Source organism: Brachyspira pilosicoli P43/6/78 (assembly GCF_000325665.1).
GTDB classification, from domain to species: domain Bacteria; phylum Spirochaetota; class Brachyspiria; order Brachyspirales; family Brachyspiraceae; genus Brachyspira; species Brachyspira pilosicoli.
Genome location: NC_019908.1, coordinates 816,139 through 833,565, shown reverse-complemented (window position 1 = coordinate 833,565; position 17,427 = coordinate 816,139). Strand labels below are relative to the sequence as shown.

At 30.0% G+C, this 17,427-nt stretch carries 21 protein-coding genes and 1 pseudogene; 20 read left to right on the top strand and 2 right to left on the bottom strand.

Annotation, left to right across the window (positions count from 1 at the left end):
* Positions 1 to 162: 162 nt before the first annotated feature.
* The 4 genes from BPP43_RS03675 to BPP43_RS03660 all read left to right on the top strand — a co-directional run bounded on the left by BPP43_RS03675 (position 163) and on the right by BPP43_RS03660 (position 1,700).
* Entirely contained in the window at positions 163 to 369 is a 207-nt protein-coding gene (locus tag BPP43_RS03675) for a hypothetical protein (protein ID WP_015274207.1), read from the top strand.
* 109 nt (positions 370 to 478) lie between these two features.
* Complete coding sequence (locus BPP43_RS03670; protein ID WP_015274206.1) at positions 479 to 685, top strand: hypothetical protein; 207 nt, start codon at positions 479 to 481, stop codon at positions 683 to 685.
* A 61-nt stretch (positions 686 to 746) separates the two neighbouring features.
* Positions 747 to 1,136: a hypothetical protein gene (locus tag BPP43_RS03665; RefSeq protein ID WP_015274205.1), complete on the top strand. Its 390-nt coding sequence runs from the start codon at positions 747 to 749 to the stop codon at positions 1,134 to 1,136.
* 165 nt (positions 1,137 to 1,301) lie between these two features.
* Positions 1,302 to 1,700 carry a hypothetical protein gene (locus BPP43_RS03660; RefSeq protein WP_015274204.1) on the top strand — a complete coding sequence of 133 codons (399 nt, stop codon included), beginning with the start codon at positions 1,302 to 1,304 and terminating at the stop codon, positions 1,698 to 1,700.
* Positions 1,701 to 1,757: 57 nt separating this feature from the next.
* Here the strand turns inward: BPP43_RS03660 and BPP43_RS03655 are convergent, their stop codons facing one another.
* Together BPP43_RS03655 and BPP43_RS03650 are read right to left on the bottom strand one after the other, a co-directional pair.
* Positions 1,758 to 3,530 (bottom strand): terminase large subunit, encoded by a 1,773-nt coding sequence (locus tag BPP43_RS03655; RefSeq protein WP_015274203.1) that lies wholly within the window; start codon positions 3,528 to 3,530, stop codon positions 1,758 to 1,760.
* Between the two features lie 5 nt (positions 3,531 to 3,535).
* Complete coding sequence (locus tag BPP43_RS03650; protein ID WP_015274202.1) at positions 3,536 to 3,964, bottom strand: P27 family phage terminase small subunit; 429 nt, start codon at positions 3,962 to 3,964, stop codon at positions 3,536 to 3,538.
* Positions 3,965 to 4,061: 97 nt separating this feature from the next.
* On the opposite strand from BPP43_RS03650, the gene BPP43_RS03645 reads away from it, so the two are divergent.
* From BPP43_RS03645 to BPP43_RS03575, 16 genes and pseudogenes are all read left to right on the top strand, one after another.
* The gene (locus BPP43_RS03645) at positions 4,062 to 4,973 is read left to right on the top strand and encodes a DNA-methyltransferase (protein WP_015274201.1); all 912 of its coding nucleotides are present in this window, start codon (positions 4,062 to 4,064) and stop codon (positions 4,971 to 4,973) included.
* A 71-nt stretch (positions 4,974 to 5,044) separates the two neighbouring features.
* Positions 5,045 to 6,367: a phage portal protein gene (locus tag BPP43_RS03640; RefSeq protein ID WP_015274200.1), complete on the top strand. Its 1,323-nt coding sequence runs from the start codon at positions 5,045 to 5,047 to the stop codon at positions 6,365 to 6,367.
* Positions 6,351 to 6,973: pseudogene (locus tag BPP43_RS03635) on the top strand (HK97 family phage prohead protease). The gene BPP43_RS03640 and the pseudogene BPP43_RS03635 overlap by 17 nt, the downstream one beginning before the upstream one ends.
* A 9-nt stretch (positions 6,974 to 6,982) precedes the next feature.
* On the top strand, positions 6,983 to 8,284 hold the full coding sequence (locus tag BPP43_RS03630) for a phage major capsid protein (RefSeq protein WP_015274198.1): 1,302 nt from the start codon (positions 6,983 to 6,985) through the stop codon (positions 8,282 to 8,284).
* Between the two features lie 26 nt (positions 8,285 to 8,310).
* A complete protein-coding gene (locus BPP43_RS03625; RefSeq protein ID WP_014936434.1) occupies positions 8,311 to 8,676 on the top strand; it encodes a head-tail connector protein in 366 nt (121 codons plus the stop codon).
* Positions 8,673 to 9,014 carry a phage head completion protein gene (locus BPP43_RS03620; RefSeq protein ID WP_015274197.1) on the top strand — a complete coding sequence of 114 codons (342 nt, stop codon included), beginning with the start codon at positions 8,673 to 8,675 and terminating at the stop codon, positions 9,012 to 9,014. Before BPP43_RS03625 ends, BPP43_RS03620 begins: the two co-directional genes overlap by 4 nt.
* Before the next feature lies 1 nt (position 9,015).
* A complete protein-coding gene (locus BPP43_RS03615) occupies positions 9,016 to 9,486 on the top strand; it encodes an HK97-gp10 family putative phage morphogenesis protein (protein ID WP_015274196.1) in 471 nt (156 codons plus the stop codon).
* The gene (locus BPP43_RS03610) at positions 9,483 to 9,851 is read left to right on the top strand and encodes a hypothetical protein (protein ID WP_014936431.1); all 369 of its coding nucleotides are present in this window, start codon (positions 9,483 to 9,485) and stop codon (positions 9,849 to 9,851) included. The genes BPP43_RS03615 and BPP43_RS03610 overlap by 4 nt, the downstream gene beginning before the upstream one ends.
* Positions 9,852 to 9,862: 11 nt before the next feature.
* Positions 9,863 to 10,951, top strand: coding sequence for a hypothetical protein (locus BPP43_RS03605; protein ID WP_015274195.1), 1,089 nt, complete (start codon positions 9,863 to 9,865; stop codon positions 10,949 to 10,951).
* A gap of 24 nt (positions 10,952 to 10,975) precedes the next feature.
* Complete coding sequence (locus BPP43_RS03600) at positions 10,976 to 11,293, top strand: hypothetical protein (protein ID WP_015274194.1); 318 nt, start codon at positions 10,976 to 10,978, stop codon at positions 11,291 to 11,293.
* An 89-nt stretch (positions 11,294 to 11,382) separates the two neighbouring features.
* A complete protein-coding gene (locus BPP43_RS03595) occupies positions 11,383 to 11,565 on the top strand; it encodes a hypothetical protein (protein WP_041752809.1) in 183 nt (60 codons plus the stop codon).
* 27 nt (positions 11,566 to 11,592) lie between these two features.
* Positions 11,593 to 15,066 carry a phage tail tape measure protein gene (locus tag BPP43_RS03590; protein WP_015274192.1) on the top strand — a complete coding sequence of 1,158 codons (3,474 nt, stop codon included), beginning with the start codon at positions 11,593 to 11,595 and terminating at the stop codon, positions 15,064 to 15,066.
* Complete coding sequence (locus BPP43_RS03585) at positions 15,063 to 15,671, top strand: hypothetical protein (protein WP_252832389.1); 609 nt, start codon at positions 15,063 to 15,065, stop codon at positions 15,669 to 15,671. The genes BPP43_RS03590 and BPP43_RS03585 overlap by 4 nt, the downstream gene beginning before the upstream one ends.
* Positions 15,672 to 15,681: 10 nt before the next feature.
* The gene (locus tag BPP43_RS11990; RefSeq protein ID WP_252832388.1) at positions 15,682 to 15,882 is read left to right on the top strand and encodes a hypothetical protein; all 201 of its coding nucleotides are present in this window, start codon (positions 15,682 to 15,684) and stop codon (positions 15,880 to 15,882) included.
* 1 nt (position 15,883) lies between these two features.
* The gene (locus BPP43_RS03580) at positions 15,884 to 16,336 is read left to right on the top strand and encodes a hypothetical protein (protein ID WP_015274191.1); all 453 of its coding nucleotides are present in this window, start codon (positions 15,884 to 15,886) and stop codon (positions 16,334 to 16,336) included.
* A complete protein-coding gene (locus BPP43_RS03575) occupies positions 16,336 to 17,424 on the top strand; it encodes a hypothetical protein (RefSeq protein ID WP_015274190.1) in 1,089 nt (362 codons plus the stop codon). Before BPP43_RS03580 ends, BPP43_RS03575 begins: the two co-directional genes overlap by 1 nt.
* Positions 17,425 to 17,427: the final 3 nt, after the last annotated feature.

The window sequence follows — 17,427 nt, the reverse complement described above, 5'->3', positions numbered from 1 at the left end:
AGATATTATTATAATTATAGTATTTATGACTAATAAAAATTATTTTCACACACAAAATAATATTTTGGGTGTAAAACATTATTTTTTTATATGATAATGAGTTGCTATCTTTTGCAACAGAGTTATTGTCATCATATAAATAATTAAAAGAGGTATTAAAAAATGGTTAATTTAAAAGAACTTTTTATCATACACAAAAAAGCATTTAAGTCATTTGAAGAGAAAAATTATAATGAAGCTTCATTTCAATATAAAGTATTACTAACACTTTTAGAAGAGAATAAGGAATATATAAATGATTATACTGATTTAAAATTAAGCATAGAAAGTAATATAGAGTTATGTAATAAAATAGAAAACTTTTTTTAATTTATTGAAAATAAAAAATGAAAAAAATAACTTTTTGAGGAAAAGAACTTGCTATCTTTCGCAACAGAGTTATTGTCATCACATAAATAATTAAGAAGAGGTAAATAACATGATTAACTTAACATTATTTTTGATTGATTATCAACAAGGTTCAGACTTATTAAAAGAAGGTAAATATAGTTCTGCAATAACTCGCTTTGAATCTTTAATTGAAATGCTTGATTATAACAAAGATACTATATCAGATTATAAAGAATTAAAAGAATGCATTAAGAATAATATAGAAGGATGTAAGCTATTAATGAAAGGATTTTAATAGATATCATAGTGGGGCATTATATGCCCCTTATATAAATAATTTAAAAGAGGTAAGAAAAATGCAAATAACTAATCAAGAAAAAGAGAAACTTCTAAATAGAAAATATAATGAAACAAAAGAAAATATAAAAGTAAAAATATCTAGTATATTAACAGGCATAGAAAATATAAACATAGAAATCACTCCATTTGATATTATAGTAAAGATAAAAGATGAAATTATAATAAGGGCGTCATTAGATATACATAAAAAAATAAGTATAAAATACTCTTATGAGAGAATATATTTAACTGATAATATAGATGATGTTAAGTTTGATTTATATAGAAATATATTTAATGCTTTTGATTTATTAAGAAAAGATAATATCAAAAATAAAGTATCTAAAATATTAGAAGAAGATATTTTTATATTCCATGATTTTATTTTTGATACATTAGCAGCATAATTTAATAATTTAACAAAATAAGGGGCATAAAAGCCCCTTATTTTTTGCCTTAATTTTTAATCGATAAATGAGAAAAAAGTTGTATTTTTGGAGGAAAAGAACTTGCTATCTTTAGGAACAGAGTTATTGTCATCACATAAATAATTAAAGAAGAGGTAATTAAAAATGAATAAACAATTAAAAAAAGAATTAGCAATAATAAAAAGTAATAATGAAGAGGCTACAAAAGAAATAAGGAAATTATTAAATAATAATAATTTATTTGCAGATATAAGAGAATATGATGCGGCAGTATATATTGAATATTATATAAATGGGAAAAGAAAACGTATTGAAATTATAGGAGCTAACATTAAAGACAATAAAACTGTATGCAATTATCCAATTTACTCTACTTATATAAATGATGAAACAAACGAAGATATTATGGAACATTATGCAGCATTGTTAAGATTATCCTCAAAAATATTAGAAAAAAAGACTATTAGAAATAAAATTAATGAAATATTAGATAGGTATATGAATAAAATAAAATATGAAATAGACAATTCGAAAGTATCGTGAATCTTTTTTAATTATTTATTAATTGGTACTTTATATATAATATATAAAGTACCAAGATTATAAGCTAAATACACCTTCAGATTCATAAATACTTTTTGTATCTTCAAAGTGATTTTTAATAACTCTATGAAGAGCCATAATAGAAGCTACAACACCATCAATTCTTTTATATGATCTTCGCCTATCAGGTTTAACAGGCAAATAATTATCTCTTCCGTCTGTTTTAACTTCACAACAGCTTATCATCCAATTAAGAACAGGATTATTACCATGTAGAAGTTTGCGTTCATCTATTGTTTTTTCAAATAAAGAAGTACCTTCAGACAAACCTCCGACTGCAAAAGACTGCCTAACTTGCTGCATTTTGAAGCCTTCATTTTCTAAGTGAGTTATTATTTCAATAGCTTTCCAGGGATCATAAGCTATCTCTATAATTTCAAAATCTTTAGCATCTTGTAATATTGAAGATTCTATAATATCAAAATCTATAATATCACCATTTGTTAAAGTAATTAAACCTTGCGAAGCCCATAATTCATAAGGCACTCTGTCCTCTTTAGAACGTTGCCTTATATTTTCTTTAGGCATAAAAAAGCGAGGCAAAAGTATATATGGATCATTATCAATCGTGTCAAAACATAAAACATAAGCGGCTATATCTCTTGTAGTTGCTAAATCTAATCCAATACAAGCTCTCTTTCCTTTTAATTCATTTATATTTATATTTTGATGTAAATAGGACTTAAGCCATCTGTCAGAAGAAATCCATACTTCACTAGCTTGAGTCCAAACATTTAAGTTTTTTGTAAGTATATCTGTTCTCTGTACAGGTTTATCTAATCCTTCAAATAACCTAGATTTTAAATAACTATCCTTTACAGAAATATTAATATTAGGATTAGCTTGGAAAATAATATTATTAATAAGTTCTTCTTGTTCTTGAGTATTTTGATTATTGTTTAATTTTTCTTTATACTCACTCATGAATATCCAAATATCTTTTATATTATCAGGTTCATATATTATGCAAAAGTATTCATCATTATTTAGAGAACCTTGTAATATTTGTTTAGCGTATTCATATTCAGAAAAACAAACAGAAGTTTTATCAAATCCAGCAGTTGTAATAATAAAAGTGAGAGGCTGTCTTCTAGCTCCCATTCCAGATTCAAGAACATTTAGAAGTTCATTATCTGGGTGAGCATGATATTCATCTACTATAACTAAATGCGGATTTAAACCATCTTCAGTATTACTGTCCTGTCCCAGTGGTTTTGATTTTGAGGCAGTATCTTTTTTCTTTGTAATTGTAGAAGTTTGTTTATATGTAATCGCTTCTTTATTGAGAGCTTTTGCTTTTCTTATTTGTCTTTCGCTTTCACTCCATGCAATTTTAGCTTGATCCTTTTTAGTGGCTATATAATATATTTCAACACCAGCCTCTGCAGGACTATCACAAAAAAAGCAATAATTACCAATACCAGATGCAAAAGTAGTTTTTCCATTTTTTCTGCTTACCTGAACGTATGCTTTTTTGTAACGTCTAAGTTTATTTTCTTTTCTTCTCCATCCAAATATACTTGCTATAATAAATTGTTCCCAAGATTCAAGTATAATATTATGATTTGCCCATTCTCCTTTTGTGTGAACTAAAGATTGAATAAAAGTAATAGGACGTTTAGCTTCATTTTCATCAAAATAAAAAGGATAATCATTGTTTTTTGATTTTTCTATATCATCTAAATGTCTTTTTACTGCTAAAAAAGCAGCCTGACATACAGGCAATTCTTTATTTATAACTTTATTAATATATTCTTCATAGCTATACATTATATTTAACCATTCATTAATTTTTCAAGCGGATCATCTGTATCCACTATTTCAGGAACAGGGACTTTCTTTTTGGAGGCAGGAGTTAAGCCAAACTCAGTAAGCATTTTAGTATATGCAGTTATAGCTTTATGATAAGCTAAATATTCGCCCATAGTTTGTGAGTTTTTTCCTGCTAAATAACCTGCTATAGAACCGCCTTCATCAATCATAGCCTCATAAAGATCCATAGCATCGCCATAGTGTAGGCATAAGAGCTCAAAAGCTGATAAATCAGCTCCATTTAACATGTTTTTTTCAACAAAAATTGGGGCTAATTCATTCCATTTTTTCAGAGAATACCCACAAAAATATTCTGGCGGATTAGGTATTTTTGAGGCTTTTTTTGGCTTATTTTGGGCGTTTTTTGGGGCTTTTTTAGCTTTCTCAGGCATTTATACTCCTTACTTACAATTTGAGTTAAAAATCTATATTAATAATGAGTAATATAATATTTTATAACTATAAGAAAAAATAATTTAGGAGCTTTTTATGTTTAGAAAAGTTGTAATTGGGAACTGTATTTTAATAAAAGGAAATTGCGAAAATGTAATGGAAGAATTAGAAAGTAATTCTATAAATGCAATTGCATCTGACCCTCCTTATTTGTATTTGAAACATAAATTAGATATCCCTTTTAATGAAGATAAAGTATTTGGAGAATGGAAAAGATTATTAAAAGATAACTCAATGATAGCTTTTTTTGGAAGAGGGGATGCATTTTTTAGATGGAACTTAATATTAGAGAAATTAGGATTTAAATTTAAAGAGAGTGCTGTATGGGAAAAAGAAAATGGTTCAAATTATCTTAATAATTTTTTAAGAATACATGAAGATATATCTTTTCGCAGTTTGGGGAATGCTTATTTAAGAAGGGAATATGTTGACTATTTGGAATATTACATAAATAAAAATAAATTAGATAGAATTGTTGATATATGGAAAAGTTTGAGAAGAGCATTAAACAACAAAGATAAAGATGATGTTATTAAATATATAGAAACAGGTATAAGAGAATTTAATTGTGAAACCAAAGAAAAATATGAAATAACTGCACGAAGACATCTACGTTCAAAAAGAGGGGTCAATTTATTTAAAACAGTAAAAGTTGGAAAAATAGAAACTTCAATTATGCGTTGTAATAGAGAGTGGTATAAATATCAGCATCCAACTCAAAAGCCTGTTGCCTTGATGGAGAGAATAGTAAAATTAATTTCAAATGAAAATGATACTATCTTAGATCCATTTATGGGCGGCGGCAGTACAGGTGTAGCTTGTATCAATGTTAATAGAAAGTTTATAGGTATAGAATTAGATGATGAATATTTTGATACTGCAGTAAATCGTATAACTAAGGCATATCAAGATAAAGAAAATGAGCTTAATAATGAGAAAGCAGCATAATTGTACTATAATAAAATTGCTTTTTAATAGCTTATAATTCCTTATATTTGCTTATATTTTTACCATAAAATATGGCTGTGTTTAAAAAAATAAGTAATACTATAACTAAGTGGCTATTCCCTGATTTTAGTCATTTTAATGGAAGTAACTTTTTATCAATACAAAATGATAAAACTTTATCAGCGGTAAATCCAAATACTGCTTTAACTTTTTCTACTGTATTTGCCTGCGTGAGGGTAATAGCAGAAAGTATAGCTACTCTTCCATTATTTGTATATGAGAAAAATGGGAATAATAAAACAAAAGCAATAAATCATCCTCTATATAGTTTACTGCATGATGCTCCTAATGATGAATGCACATCAGTATCATTTATAGAAAGTTTAATTACCCAAATACTTTTGCAAGGCAATGGCTTTGTAGAAGTTGTAAAAGATAATTTTAATAGAGTAACAGAACTTTATTTAATAGATTCAAATAAGATAAAAGTATATAGAGATTCAAGCGGCAATAAAATGTTTGAATATTATGATGATGGCCAAATAATAACTATGTCTTCAGCACAAGTTATGCATATAGCAGGGCTTGGATGGAATGGCATAATAGGTTATAGTCCAATAGGTATGATGCGTAAGCAAATCACTACAGGACTTTATCAAGATAATTTCGCACTCAATTTCTTTTCAAATGGTGTTAAAAAAGTTCCAATAATTACACATCCAAATAAATTAAGCAAAGAAGCAAAAAATAATCTTAAAGAAAGCTTCAGAGAGGCTTGGGACAAGGGTATCGTTGTGCTTGAAGAAGGCATGAAAGTAGAACCTGTAACAATGAACCTCTCAGATGCTCAATTCTTAGAAAGCAGAAGATTTTCAGTAGAAGAAATATGCCGAGTGTTTCGTGTACCTCCGCATTTAATAGGTGATTTAAGCAGAAGTACAAATAATAATATAGAACATCAAAGCATTGAGTTTGTAACGCATACTATAAGACCCTGGTGTGTTCGTATAGAAAAAGCATTAAATAGTTATTTATTAAGCAGTTCAGAGAGAAAAAAATATTATATAGAGTTTAATTTAGATGGACTTTTAAGAGGTGATACTCTTACAAGACAACAAGCTAATCAAATAAAATTTAACAATGGTGTTCTAAGTAGAAATGAATGGCGACAGATGGAAAACCTTAATGAAGTATCAGATGAATACGGAGATAAATATTTTATTAGTCAGCAATCAAGGTTAATAGAAGACATTGAGGGAGCTATTTCTGAAGATGATACTTATGAACCCATTTCTGAAGATGATACTTATGAGCCTATAAATAAAGAAGATTCTAATATAAATGATAAAAATAAAAAAATAGAAAAGGACAATAAAGATGCCAGCAAACAATAGTGAAATTAGAAATATAGACATTAGGTTTGAAAACAACACAGAAGATGAACCTCTTAAATTAAGAGGTTATGCTATAGTCTATAATGCTTTAAGTGAACCTCTTTATGGTGATTTATTTAGAGAGCGTATAAAAAGTGGTGCTTTTACTAAGTCTTTAGCACAAGATGATCAAGTATGCTTGTGGGGGCATGATACAAGATATGTTTTAGGCAGAAAAAGTGCTGGTACATTGATTTTAAGAGAAGATGAAAAAGGCTTATATTTTGAAGTGGAACTTCCAAATACTACTTGGGCAAGAGATTTAAAAGAAAGCGTAAACAGAGGCGATATAAAGCAAATGTCTTTTGGCTTCAAAGTAAAAGAAGATGAATGGATTGATGATGAAGACATAATAAAAGAATATGGAATGCCAATTCGTGAAGTAAAAGAAATTGTTTTGCGTGAAATATCATTAGTTACATTTCCAGCCTACCCTCAAACAAATGTTAGAGATAAAAATGATATATATGTTCCAAAGCCGCCAATAAAAATTACTGATGATGGCTTTGAAGATAGAACTATAACATACAAAAAAAATTAAATCTATTAAAAATCAAAAATAATTAAGGAGCTTTTATGACACCAGAAGATTTAAGAACTAAAATAGCAAACTTGAAATCAGAAAATGCTTCAGACTTAACAAAAGTTGAAGACCTTATGTCTCAAAGAGATTCATATTCTGCTATGAGCTTAGAGGAGAGAGCAAACAAGAAAGAAGATATATCAAAGCTAGATAATGATATAGATACTTTAATGCAAAATATAGAAAATAGAAATAAGGAGATAGAAAGAAATGATAAACTTTTATCACTTCAAACTAAATCTTCTATGAATAAAAGAAATATAGTTGATGATTTAGACTCTTCTACTGCTAACAATGACACAGAATTAAGAGATAAAGTTACTAGATGGTTAAGAACAGGAGATGATAAAGAAGTAAGAGAAGAACTTCAGGCAGGAGTGGCAGAAGCAGGCGGCAATACTATAGCACCTCAATATCTTGTAAAAGATATAATAAAAGGATTGGATTCATCTGTAGAAGTGAGAAAAAGAGCATATATAATTCCTGCTATGAATGGTTATGCAAGCATAGGAATACCTACACTTGAAAATGATTTAAATGATTTAGACTGGACACCAGAAATAGGCGAAGTTACAGAAGATAAAAATATGTCTTTTGGTAAAAGAGAAATGAAAGCTAATCAATTAACTAAATTAGTTAAGGTAAGCAAAAAATTAATTAGAGACAGCAATATAGATGTTCAAAAATTAGTTCAAGAAAGAATAGCATACAAGCTATCTGCTACTTTAGAACATAATTATTTATATGGAAATGGTACAGGAAAACCTCTTGGTATTTTCGCTCAGACTTCAGACAACAGTTCTAGTATTCCAACTGATAGAGATATAGCTGTTGGAACTACAACAGCTGCTATAACCTATGATGGATTAGTAGATGCTGTAAGCGGTTTAAAAAGCGGATATCAACATGGAGCTGTATGGATGCTTAATAAAAAAGCAGTTGCGGCATTAAGAAAACTAAAAGATAAACAAGACCGTCCTATTTGGAATGAAAGTTTACAAGCAGGACAGCCTAGCATGCTTTTAGGAATACCTGTTGTGCAAAATGACTTTATTGAGGATAAATTAGAATCTACAAAATATTTTGGATTCTTAGCTAATTTATCTCATTATTGGATAATGGACAGCTTATCTATGGAACTTCAAGTTTTATATGAATTATATAGTGCAACAAATCAAGTTGGATTCCAAGTAGGATACTATGGAGATGGTGCTCCTGTTCAAAAAGAGGCTTTTGTAAGATTGGTAGCACATGATAAACCATTTGCAAAATCAGTTGCTGAGCCAGCTGGTTAATAAATAATTAGTTTTAGGATATAAAAATGAGTAGCAAACCTGAGGATATTAATGAAAATATAGATATTGATGTCTCTAGTGTTGTGGAAAGCGGAGATGATGACAGAGTTGTTACTTTGTCAGAGTTCAAAAAGTTTCTAAACTTAGAAGGCATTGATTATGATGATGATATATTGCAATTAACTTTAGACAGTGCAATCAGCTATTGTAATAAAGCTAATGAAACTGAATACAAAAGAATTGATTGTCCTCCTGAAGTTCGATATGCAATACTTGGGCTTGCTGCTCATTATTTTGAAACTAAAACAGGAGAAGCAAGTCAAAGTGAAGACGTAGCTTTGAAAGGAGTTCATAGGCTGTTAACTATAGCAAGGGAAAATATAACCTTATGAAAGTAGGGAAATTAATTCATACTATCACTTTTTATACTAGCACATATATAGATAATGGAAACGGAACAGGAAATAATGAATTAGTAGAGCTTAAAAAAGTTAAATGTTCTATTGAAGATATAACATACAAAGATATAGAGCAGGGAAAAAGAAAAGATTTAGAAAGTACATTGAAGGTGCATACACATTATTTCAAAGAGTTTGATACCAAAGGAATGATGGCCAAAATAAATCATGAAGATGACATTTATGAAGTCATTTATAGAGAAAATGTTTCATATAAAAATATAGAGTGTATTTTTACAATAAAGAAATTAGTAAATAATAAAAACGGATAATATGTCAGGCGTAAGCAGAAAAACTTCTATAAGTATACAAGGACTTGATGAGTTTAGAAAAACTTTAGAAGAATTAGGCGGCGATTTCAAAAAAGCAATAAAAGCAGGTGCTAGAAAAGCAGGAAATGAAATAGCAAAAGAAGCTAATGCAGAAGCTAAAAGCAGAGGTTGGACTGAAGATAAATACTATGATGTAAAAGAAAAAAAGTCATCAAAAGGAAGCGATACTTCAGTTGCAATAAAAGTTGGTACTTTAGAAGTTAGCGGCACAGGTGCTCCATCAAAAAATAAAATAATATGGTATAAAAAGAAGGGTGATAGATATTATGTTCGTTTCCCAGAGTATGGTACAGTTACTCAAGCACCGCAGCCTCTTTTAATTCCTACTTTTGAAAAGAAGAGACCTGTTATAGAACAATATATAAAAGAAAGCTTACAAAAAGCAATAGACAAGGCAAATAAAAAGAAATGATTGAAAATGCCATATATACAATACTTAAAGAATTAACAGAAGATAAAGCAGATGGTGTTTATTTAGATTTTGTTAATGATTCAACAATAGATAAAAATAAGACATATATAGTTTATTCTTTAATAAGCAGCACACCGCATTATAATTTTGAATATGGCAGGAATGTTTATCAAATAGCTGTATATTCTAATGATCTTAGTAAAGCATTAAATATTCAAAGAGATATAGGGAAACATTTTAGCAATTTAATAGATATTATTGAAGATACAGAAATATGCGGATGTGATGTTTCAAATGAGACACATAGCTATGTCGAAGGCTTTTATCAAGCTATCAGCATAATAAATATATTATATAAATATTAAAAGGAGACATCATGAGTCAAACATATGTACAAAATAAAAGAACAATAAGAACTGGAAGTGCCAAACTTCTAATAGGAGATAGGTTTGATAAACTTGTAGACATAGGAGCTGCAAGAAGTATTGCCCTTAAAGAAACTATTACCACAGCAGATATAGAAAGTGATAATGCAGGCGTTGTAAATACATTAACTACAGAACATAAAATGGAAGTAACTCTTGATAGTTTAGAAATAAACTTTGAGAAATATGCTATGACAAGAGGCGGCATAGATAATATAGATACTTATGATGGAAAAACAGAAATAACAAAAGCATATATAGTTGGATCAGATACATATAAAAGAGGCGAAGAGATAAAAGTTCCATTTAAGAACGCAGATGGAAGTGATGTTACCATCACAAAAGTAGAAAAGAAAAGCTCTACAGGAAATATTTTGATAGAAGAAACAAGCTATGAGAAAATAGGAACTAATGGAATAAAAATTACAGATAATAATATATCTCCAAGCACAGATACTTTAGTTATTACATATAAAAGAATAATGCCTAAGATGGTTCGTATGACTACAGGCGGAAAAAGCTCTATTGTTAAACCTAAATGCATAATGTTAGTTAATACAAATGCAGAAGGTAAAGAATTAAGAGTATATTTACCTCAGGCTGCTATAACAGGCGGTTTAGAGTTTAGTTTCCCTGCTGACAAATCGCAAGATGTACTAGTTGGAAAATTAAGTTTCTCAGCAAGTACATCAGGAAGTCAGGAAAGCGGCGAACAGTTGGCTTGGTATGAAGATGAACAATCTGTAAGCAATGATGAAAATGAAACAATAATAGAGCCTCTTACTTTAGAAAGCAATAAACAAAATGTAGATATATCAGGCACTGGAAGTGATACAGTTGTATTAACTTCAAATGCTGATGAGATAAAATATGCAGTAGAGCCTTCAGAACAAGGTTTTTGTGATATAAGCTATGAAGAGGAAACTAAAACTTTCACTTTCAAAGGAAAAACTCCAGGACAAGCTACACTAAAAATCACAGCTAAAAAAGCAGGCTCTGAAGACAAAACTTTAGATATAGATATTAATATACAAGAATAAAATAATTAGGGGGATAATAGAATAATGGAAGTAACTATTGTAGATTTAGAAGAGTTTACAAAGAAAAAAGCAGTTTATGCTAAATTAGGTGATTATAAGATTAATGTTAATGATGTACCAGTACAAGTGGCATTAAAAGTTAACGAATATCATAATAACATAAGAACTGGAGAATCAGTAGACATAGGACTTCTAATAGATGAAGTCGTAATACCTGTAATAAAGCGAACTAATGAAGATCTTACAAAGGAAGATATTTTAAATAAGTTTAGTTATGATCAAATAATGAAAGTAATGAATATGATATTTGATTGCTTTTTCTCAGCAGGAACTGAAACCTAAAAAAGAAGATAATAAAAAAAAGGTTAAAAGTAGAATTAATTAAGTTACTTGCCCATTTAGCCAACTGTTTCGGTTGGACAGAAGAGTATATGCTGAGCATGAGTCTTTCAAGACTTATGCTCTATTATACTGCATCATTGCAGCTGCCATATACAATAGAATATGAAACATATAATGATGGTAATATTACTGAAACACAAGAAAGAAATAAGAAAATAAAAAGAGAAAAGCAAGGACTTTGGGAAGTAGAAACCATTACAATTGATAATTAATAGCGGAACTATTGGAGTTAAAGATTAATGAGTAGTTTAAATGTTAGTATATATGCTGATGCATCACAAGCCATTGAAGCATTCGGCAAACTTAAAGACAGAACTACTGATTTAGAAAAAGGTTTTAATAAAATAGGAAAGGCTTTTTCTAATTTTGGTTCTTTAGCTACCAAAAGTTTAACTGTCCCAATAGTTGCTAGTACCACAGCAATGGGACTCGCTTCTAAAAAAGCAATAGAGTTTGATAATGGAATGCGTGAAGTTCTTACTTTGCTTCCAGAGTTAGGCAATGAAAGTTTTGAGAAATTAAAGAATCAAGCTTTATCTTTTTCAAAGGATATAGGTAAAGCACCAGAAGAAACAGTAAAAGCACTCTATCAAGCTTTATCTGCAGGCATACCACGTGAAAATGTATTTGAGTTCTTAAAAACAGCAGGAGAGGCTTCTATTGCTGGAGTTAGTGATTTAAAAACTTCAGTTGATGGATTAACAAGTGTTACTAATGCTTATGGCTCAGAAATATTAAATGCTCAAAAAGCCTCTGATATAATGTTTCAAACAGTAAAATTAGGCAAAACTGATTTTACACAATTATCAAATAGCTTATTTAATGTTATTCCAATAGCTTCTGCTATAGGTGTTCAGTTTGAGGATATAGGAGCAGCCATTGCGGCAATGACTGCTCAGGGTGTTCCTACATCTGTGGCAACGACACAAATTAGACAATCTTTAGTAGAACTTAATAAAGAAGGTTCAGTTGCTTACGAAACATTTAAACAGATATCAGGTGAAAGCTTCAAAGACTTTATAGCAGGAGGAGGCAACCTTCAAGAAGCTCTTCAAATGATGAGCGATCATGCTGAAAAAACAGGAAAAGAAGTTACAAGTATGTTTAGCAGTGTAGAAGCTGGCAACGCTGTTTTAGCTTTATCTGGTAAAAATGCAAGTAAGTTCAAAGACTATTTGGATCAAGTGAGAAATAGCGTTGGAGCTACTTCTGAAGCATTCAAAAAAATAGATGATGGTGCGGCAAGACAATTTGAAAGACTTAAAGCAGAACTCAGTGCTTTAGTTATAGAGTTAGGCAATAATGCTCTTCCATTAATTAACGAAAGCTTTATCCCATTATTTAGAGATACTTTAGTGCCAATAATTGATGATGCGATTAGAACTATATCATCATTAATAAAAGCATTTAATAATCTTCCAGCTCCTTTGCAAGCGACAACAGTTGGAATTATAGGAATTACAGCTGGCTTGGGACCCGCTTTGCAAGGTATAGGAACTTTGAGAAAATCTTTTGTAGAAACTAAAAAAATACTTAATGATTTTAAAGGTGCTATTGGCTCATTAAAAACATCTGTAAGTTCTATCCAAGCATTAAGCACTGTTTGGAAAGGTTTTAATACAGTTGTACTTGCAAGCCCTGTAGGAGTTGTAACTGCTTTAACAGCAGGACTTGGAGCTTTAGCTTTAAAAGCATATAAATTAAATCAAGAATATAAACAATTAATAGAAAGCTCTCAAAAACTCACTAGCAGCACAAAAGAATTAAATGACAATGCTTTTAAAGATTTAGGTTTATTCCAAGAGTATCAAAAATTAGCAAGTTCTAAAGAACTTGATGCAGCGGCAACAGAAAGATTAAATCAAGTTACTGAAAAGCTTACTAGACTTTATCCTAATTTAAAAACAGTAGTTTTAGACGGCATAACATATATAGATTCTGCTACTATGAAGCTTGAAGATTATAGAACAGCAGAAGAAGCCACTAATATACAAACTATAGAATCAACAATTAAAGAATTAGAAAAGCAAAGAAAGATTTATCAAAAAGCCCTCGAAGGATGGAAACAATCTTTATATGCTATAGGTGCTGATGATAATTATATACAAAGAGAACTAGATCTTGGTAATTCATCTGATTATAACGAATTAAAGAAAGTAGAAGATGAATTAGCAAAATTAGAAAAACAAAGAAATGACTTAAATCAGAACATGCAATTAAGGCAGTCCTTGACAAGGGACGGAATAGATTTAGAAACTAAAGAGCAGAAGGCTAATCAAAAATCTATAGATGCCATAAAAAAGAAATCTGATACTGTAAAAGAACATACTAAAACTTATGAAGATTATTTAAAAGAATTAAAAAAAGCTGAAGAAGATGAAACTAGAAGAGTAAAAAATCTTAATGCTTTAGGTGCTGAAATAAGCGATGCTGATGCTTTAGAAGCTAAAAAAAACAAAGTAAGTTCTATACTTACAGAAATGAGTACAGCATTAAACTTGAATGCTAATCAGATAAAATATTTAAGTCAGAATTATGGTTATGCTTTTGATAGTATAAAGACTGATAGATTTGATGAATTAGTAAAAGAGATAGAAAACAGCATAACAGCTTATGAAAGAAATGTTGAAGTAGCAGAAGAGTTTGGAGAAAAAATAAGCGAAGCTGAAAGAGAAGGTGCTAAAAGTGAAATAGTTCGAAGCGGCATAGAAAGTATAACAAACGAAATAAAGCTTACAAATGAACAAGTAGAGATATTAAAGCAGAAGTTTGGAGATTTATGGAAAGTTAATACTTTAGATTTTAGCTCTTATTTTGCTTCAAACTGGAGCAACATGTTTAATGATGTAGCAGATAATATGAGCGATCTATATACTGCTGTACAAGATTTAAAAATACAAGCTATAGAGTTTGAAATAGATAAAACAGAAGAGCGTAAAGAATTAGCATTAAAAGCTATAGAAGAAGAGAAAGCAGCAAGGCTTGAAGCTTTAGGAATAATGGAAAACTCTCAAAAGCAGAGTTTATTAAATGAAATTAAACAGCTTAAAAATAGACAAAATGTAGCCTTAGGACTTTATGAACAGGAAAGAATAAAAGCAGAGCTTGAGGAAAAACAGAAAGAGCTGTCTAAAATACAAATAGAAGAAGAGGCAAAGGCAAAACAGTTAGAAATAGAAAAAAATTACAATAATGAAAAAATGAGGCTTGAATATAATTCAAGATTAGAAAACTGGAAAATGTCTTTAGCACAAGGTACAGCTTCAATGGCACAAGCAGCCATTAATGCCTTAGCATCTGCGATGGCAGTTCCTTTCCCTGCCAATTTAGTAGCTTATGCTACTCTTTTAGGCGTAATAGCAAGCGGCAGTATTAATTTAGCAACACTCAGTCAAGCTAAACCTCAAGAGCCTAAATATTTGGCAAGAGGCGGAGTTGTAGAGAGAAGACAGGGAGGAATTAATGCTGTTATTGGTGAGGGTGCTAATGATGAAGCTGTTATTCCTCTTGAAGATAAAATACTATCTAAAATAGGAAGCAGCATTTTTGAGGCTACTGCTAATAATGATCAAAGCTATAGTGTAAAAGATGCATCTGATGTTTCATATAATCAGCCTATTTACTTAATGCTTGATGGTAAGATAGTAGCAGCTACAATGCTTAATTTAAGCAAACGTGGAGTTAAAGTTGTTAGCCAGAGAGGTATATTATGAGGTTATTACATAATAATATACTTAATCTTTTTCCAGTTAGTATATTAGAAGCTGAAGAAGATGATTTTTTCCCTGTTTCAAATATGTTTAACTATCAGACTTTAGAAGTGGGAAGATTCAAAACAGATGAAAGAGCAAGTTTATTTGTAGATGGGAAAGGGATAATAAACTCTTTTGCTATATTTAATACTAATGTGGAATATTTAACAGTAGAAATAGAAAATATATATGGTAAAATAATTAACTATACTGTTTCTATAAAAAATAATTTTGGAGTTTATAATATATCTCCTGTAGAGTTTACAAGAATAAAAATAACTTTTCATAAAAAACCAGACGGAAATATGCTTGAATGCGGATATCTTATTATAGGGGAAGCTGTAGATTTTCCTCCGCATGATAAACAAAAAAACTATACTGTAAATTATACTCATGAACAATTTTTTTCTACAAGTAATCATTATTTTTGCAGAAGGCTTCCTGTTAAAAAATATGATACTTGGAAAGTATCTTTTCCATACTTAACTAATGCTGATAGAGAAAAAATAATTAATTTTTTTGAAGTTAATAATTTTGTAACCTTTTGTGCTTCAAGTATGGATTGAAGAAACTATTATGCCAAACATAAGGCACAACATATATAATATTGGAAAATATGGACAAGCAGTATATGTAGATAGAACAAAAGTTACTTATCCTAAATATTATATGAAGTCTGGGCTTTATGTATGTACTAATCAAGAAATAGATTTCAAAAAAGGAAAGAGTGATTTATATCAATATTCTACGGAATTGACTTTTAGGGAAATTAAATAATATGTTTGAGTTAATATATGAGCCTTCATGCATTCCTCTTACACTTGAAGAGGCATATAAAAAACAAAATTATTTATTAAAGCATATAAGATTTTTGCATACTGCTTTTGAAGGAATAAAAATAGATTTTTCTAATAATAGCAAAATGCCATTTATTAAGAAAGGCTCTATATGTATGTTTTGTTATTCCCTATATGAAGCTAAAGAAGATATTATATTAAATGATAACACTAATAGTGAAAGCAATAAATATATACTGCTTAAATTAATTAACAATGGACAAAACCTAGAAGCACAAGTAGTTAATAGCTTGGACTGCTATTATAATGAGGAGCTAGGCGGTTTTTATTTGATTAGTAGTGAAGGAATAAGCAAATATATTCCATTGGTTATAACTAAAGCAGGATATTATCAAATAGATTATTTTAATATGTATAATAATGAGGTAAGCTGATGTTTAGAGTAATTAGAGAAGCTGAAGAAAATCCAAGCGATTTACTAAATAGCTATAGGCAGCAGAATATTATTATGCAAAAAATGCGTATGCTTCATACTGCTTTTGATGGTATAAAAATAAACCATTGGGGTGATAGTGATAGAGAGCTGCCTGATATTTTAGCAGGAAGTATCTGTGAGTTTGAGGGCAGACTTTTTGAAACTAATGAAACAATTAAGCTATCAGATTCTTCATCATCAGAAGGTTCAAGATTTATTAAATTAGCAATAGTTAGAGATGCTAATAATAGCAATAATGATTATTTAGAAGTTCAAGTTGTATCTAATAATTTTCCATCTTATGATTACAATAATAGAGGTTTTTATCATTTAGACTCACAAGGCAGATGTTTAGATAAATATTTAAGGCTTAGTATGAAGTATAGCAGTGCTTCAGGCGGATATGTAGAAAAACAATATTGGAATATTAATGACTTTCAAAGAAAGGGACTTATATTAAAAAGAAAAACAGTTAGCTTTGTAGCAGGTACTCATGAGTTTACTTTCCCAAGCGATGTTAATAGCATTACAGTTCATATATGTTCTGGCGGCGGCGGCGGATATTATGGACTTGGACAGCAAGCAGGTACAGCCCCAACAGCAGGCGGAGACTCTCAAATATTAATAAATGATAGAGCTATAACAACCTGTCAAGGAGGGCAAATAGCAGTAAAGACAGGTACTACCACTTTTAGTGGAGGAAGAGGCGGAGTTCCAAGCGGACAAGGAAAATTAATTAATGGAAACAATGGAACTGTTACAAGATATGATCAAATAAATCCAAATACAGGTGCAATATTTAGCAATAATACCACTTTAGCAAAAGGCGGAAATGGTGGTAATGGTTCTACAGTCGGTTATGCTTCAGGCGGCGGAGGAAGCGGAAGTGCTGCTATAGTAGATATTACAAGATCAATGTTAGGAGCTTCACAAAAAGTAAAAATAGTAGTTGGAGCTGGCGGTGCTGCTGGTGTGAACCCTTCAAATAATGCAAATGGAGCAAGAGGACAAGATGGTTCAGCAGTTATAGAGTATATGCAAAAATAGGTT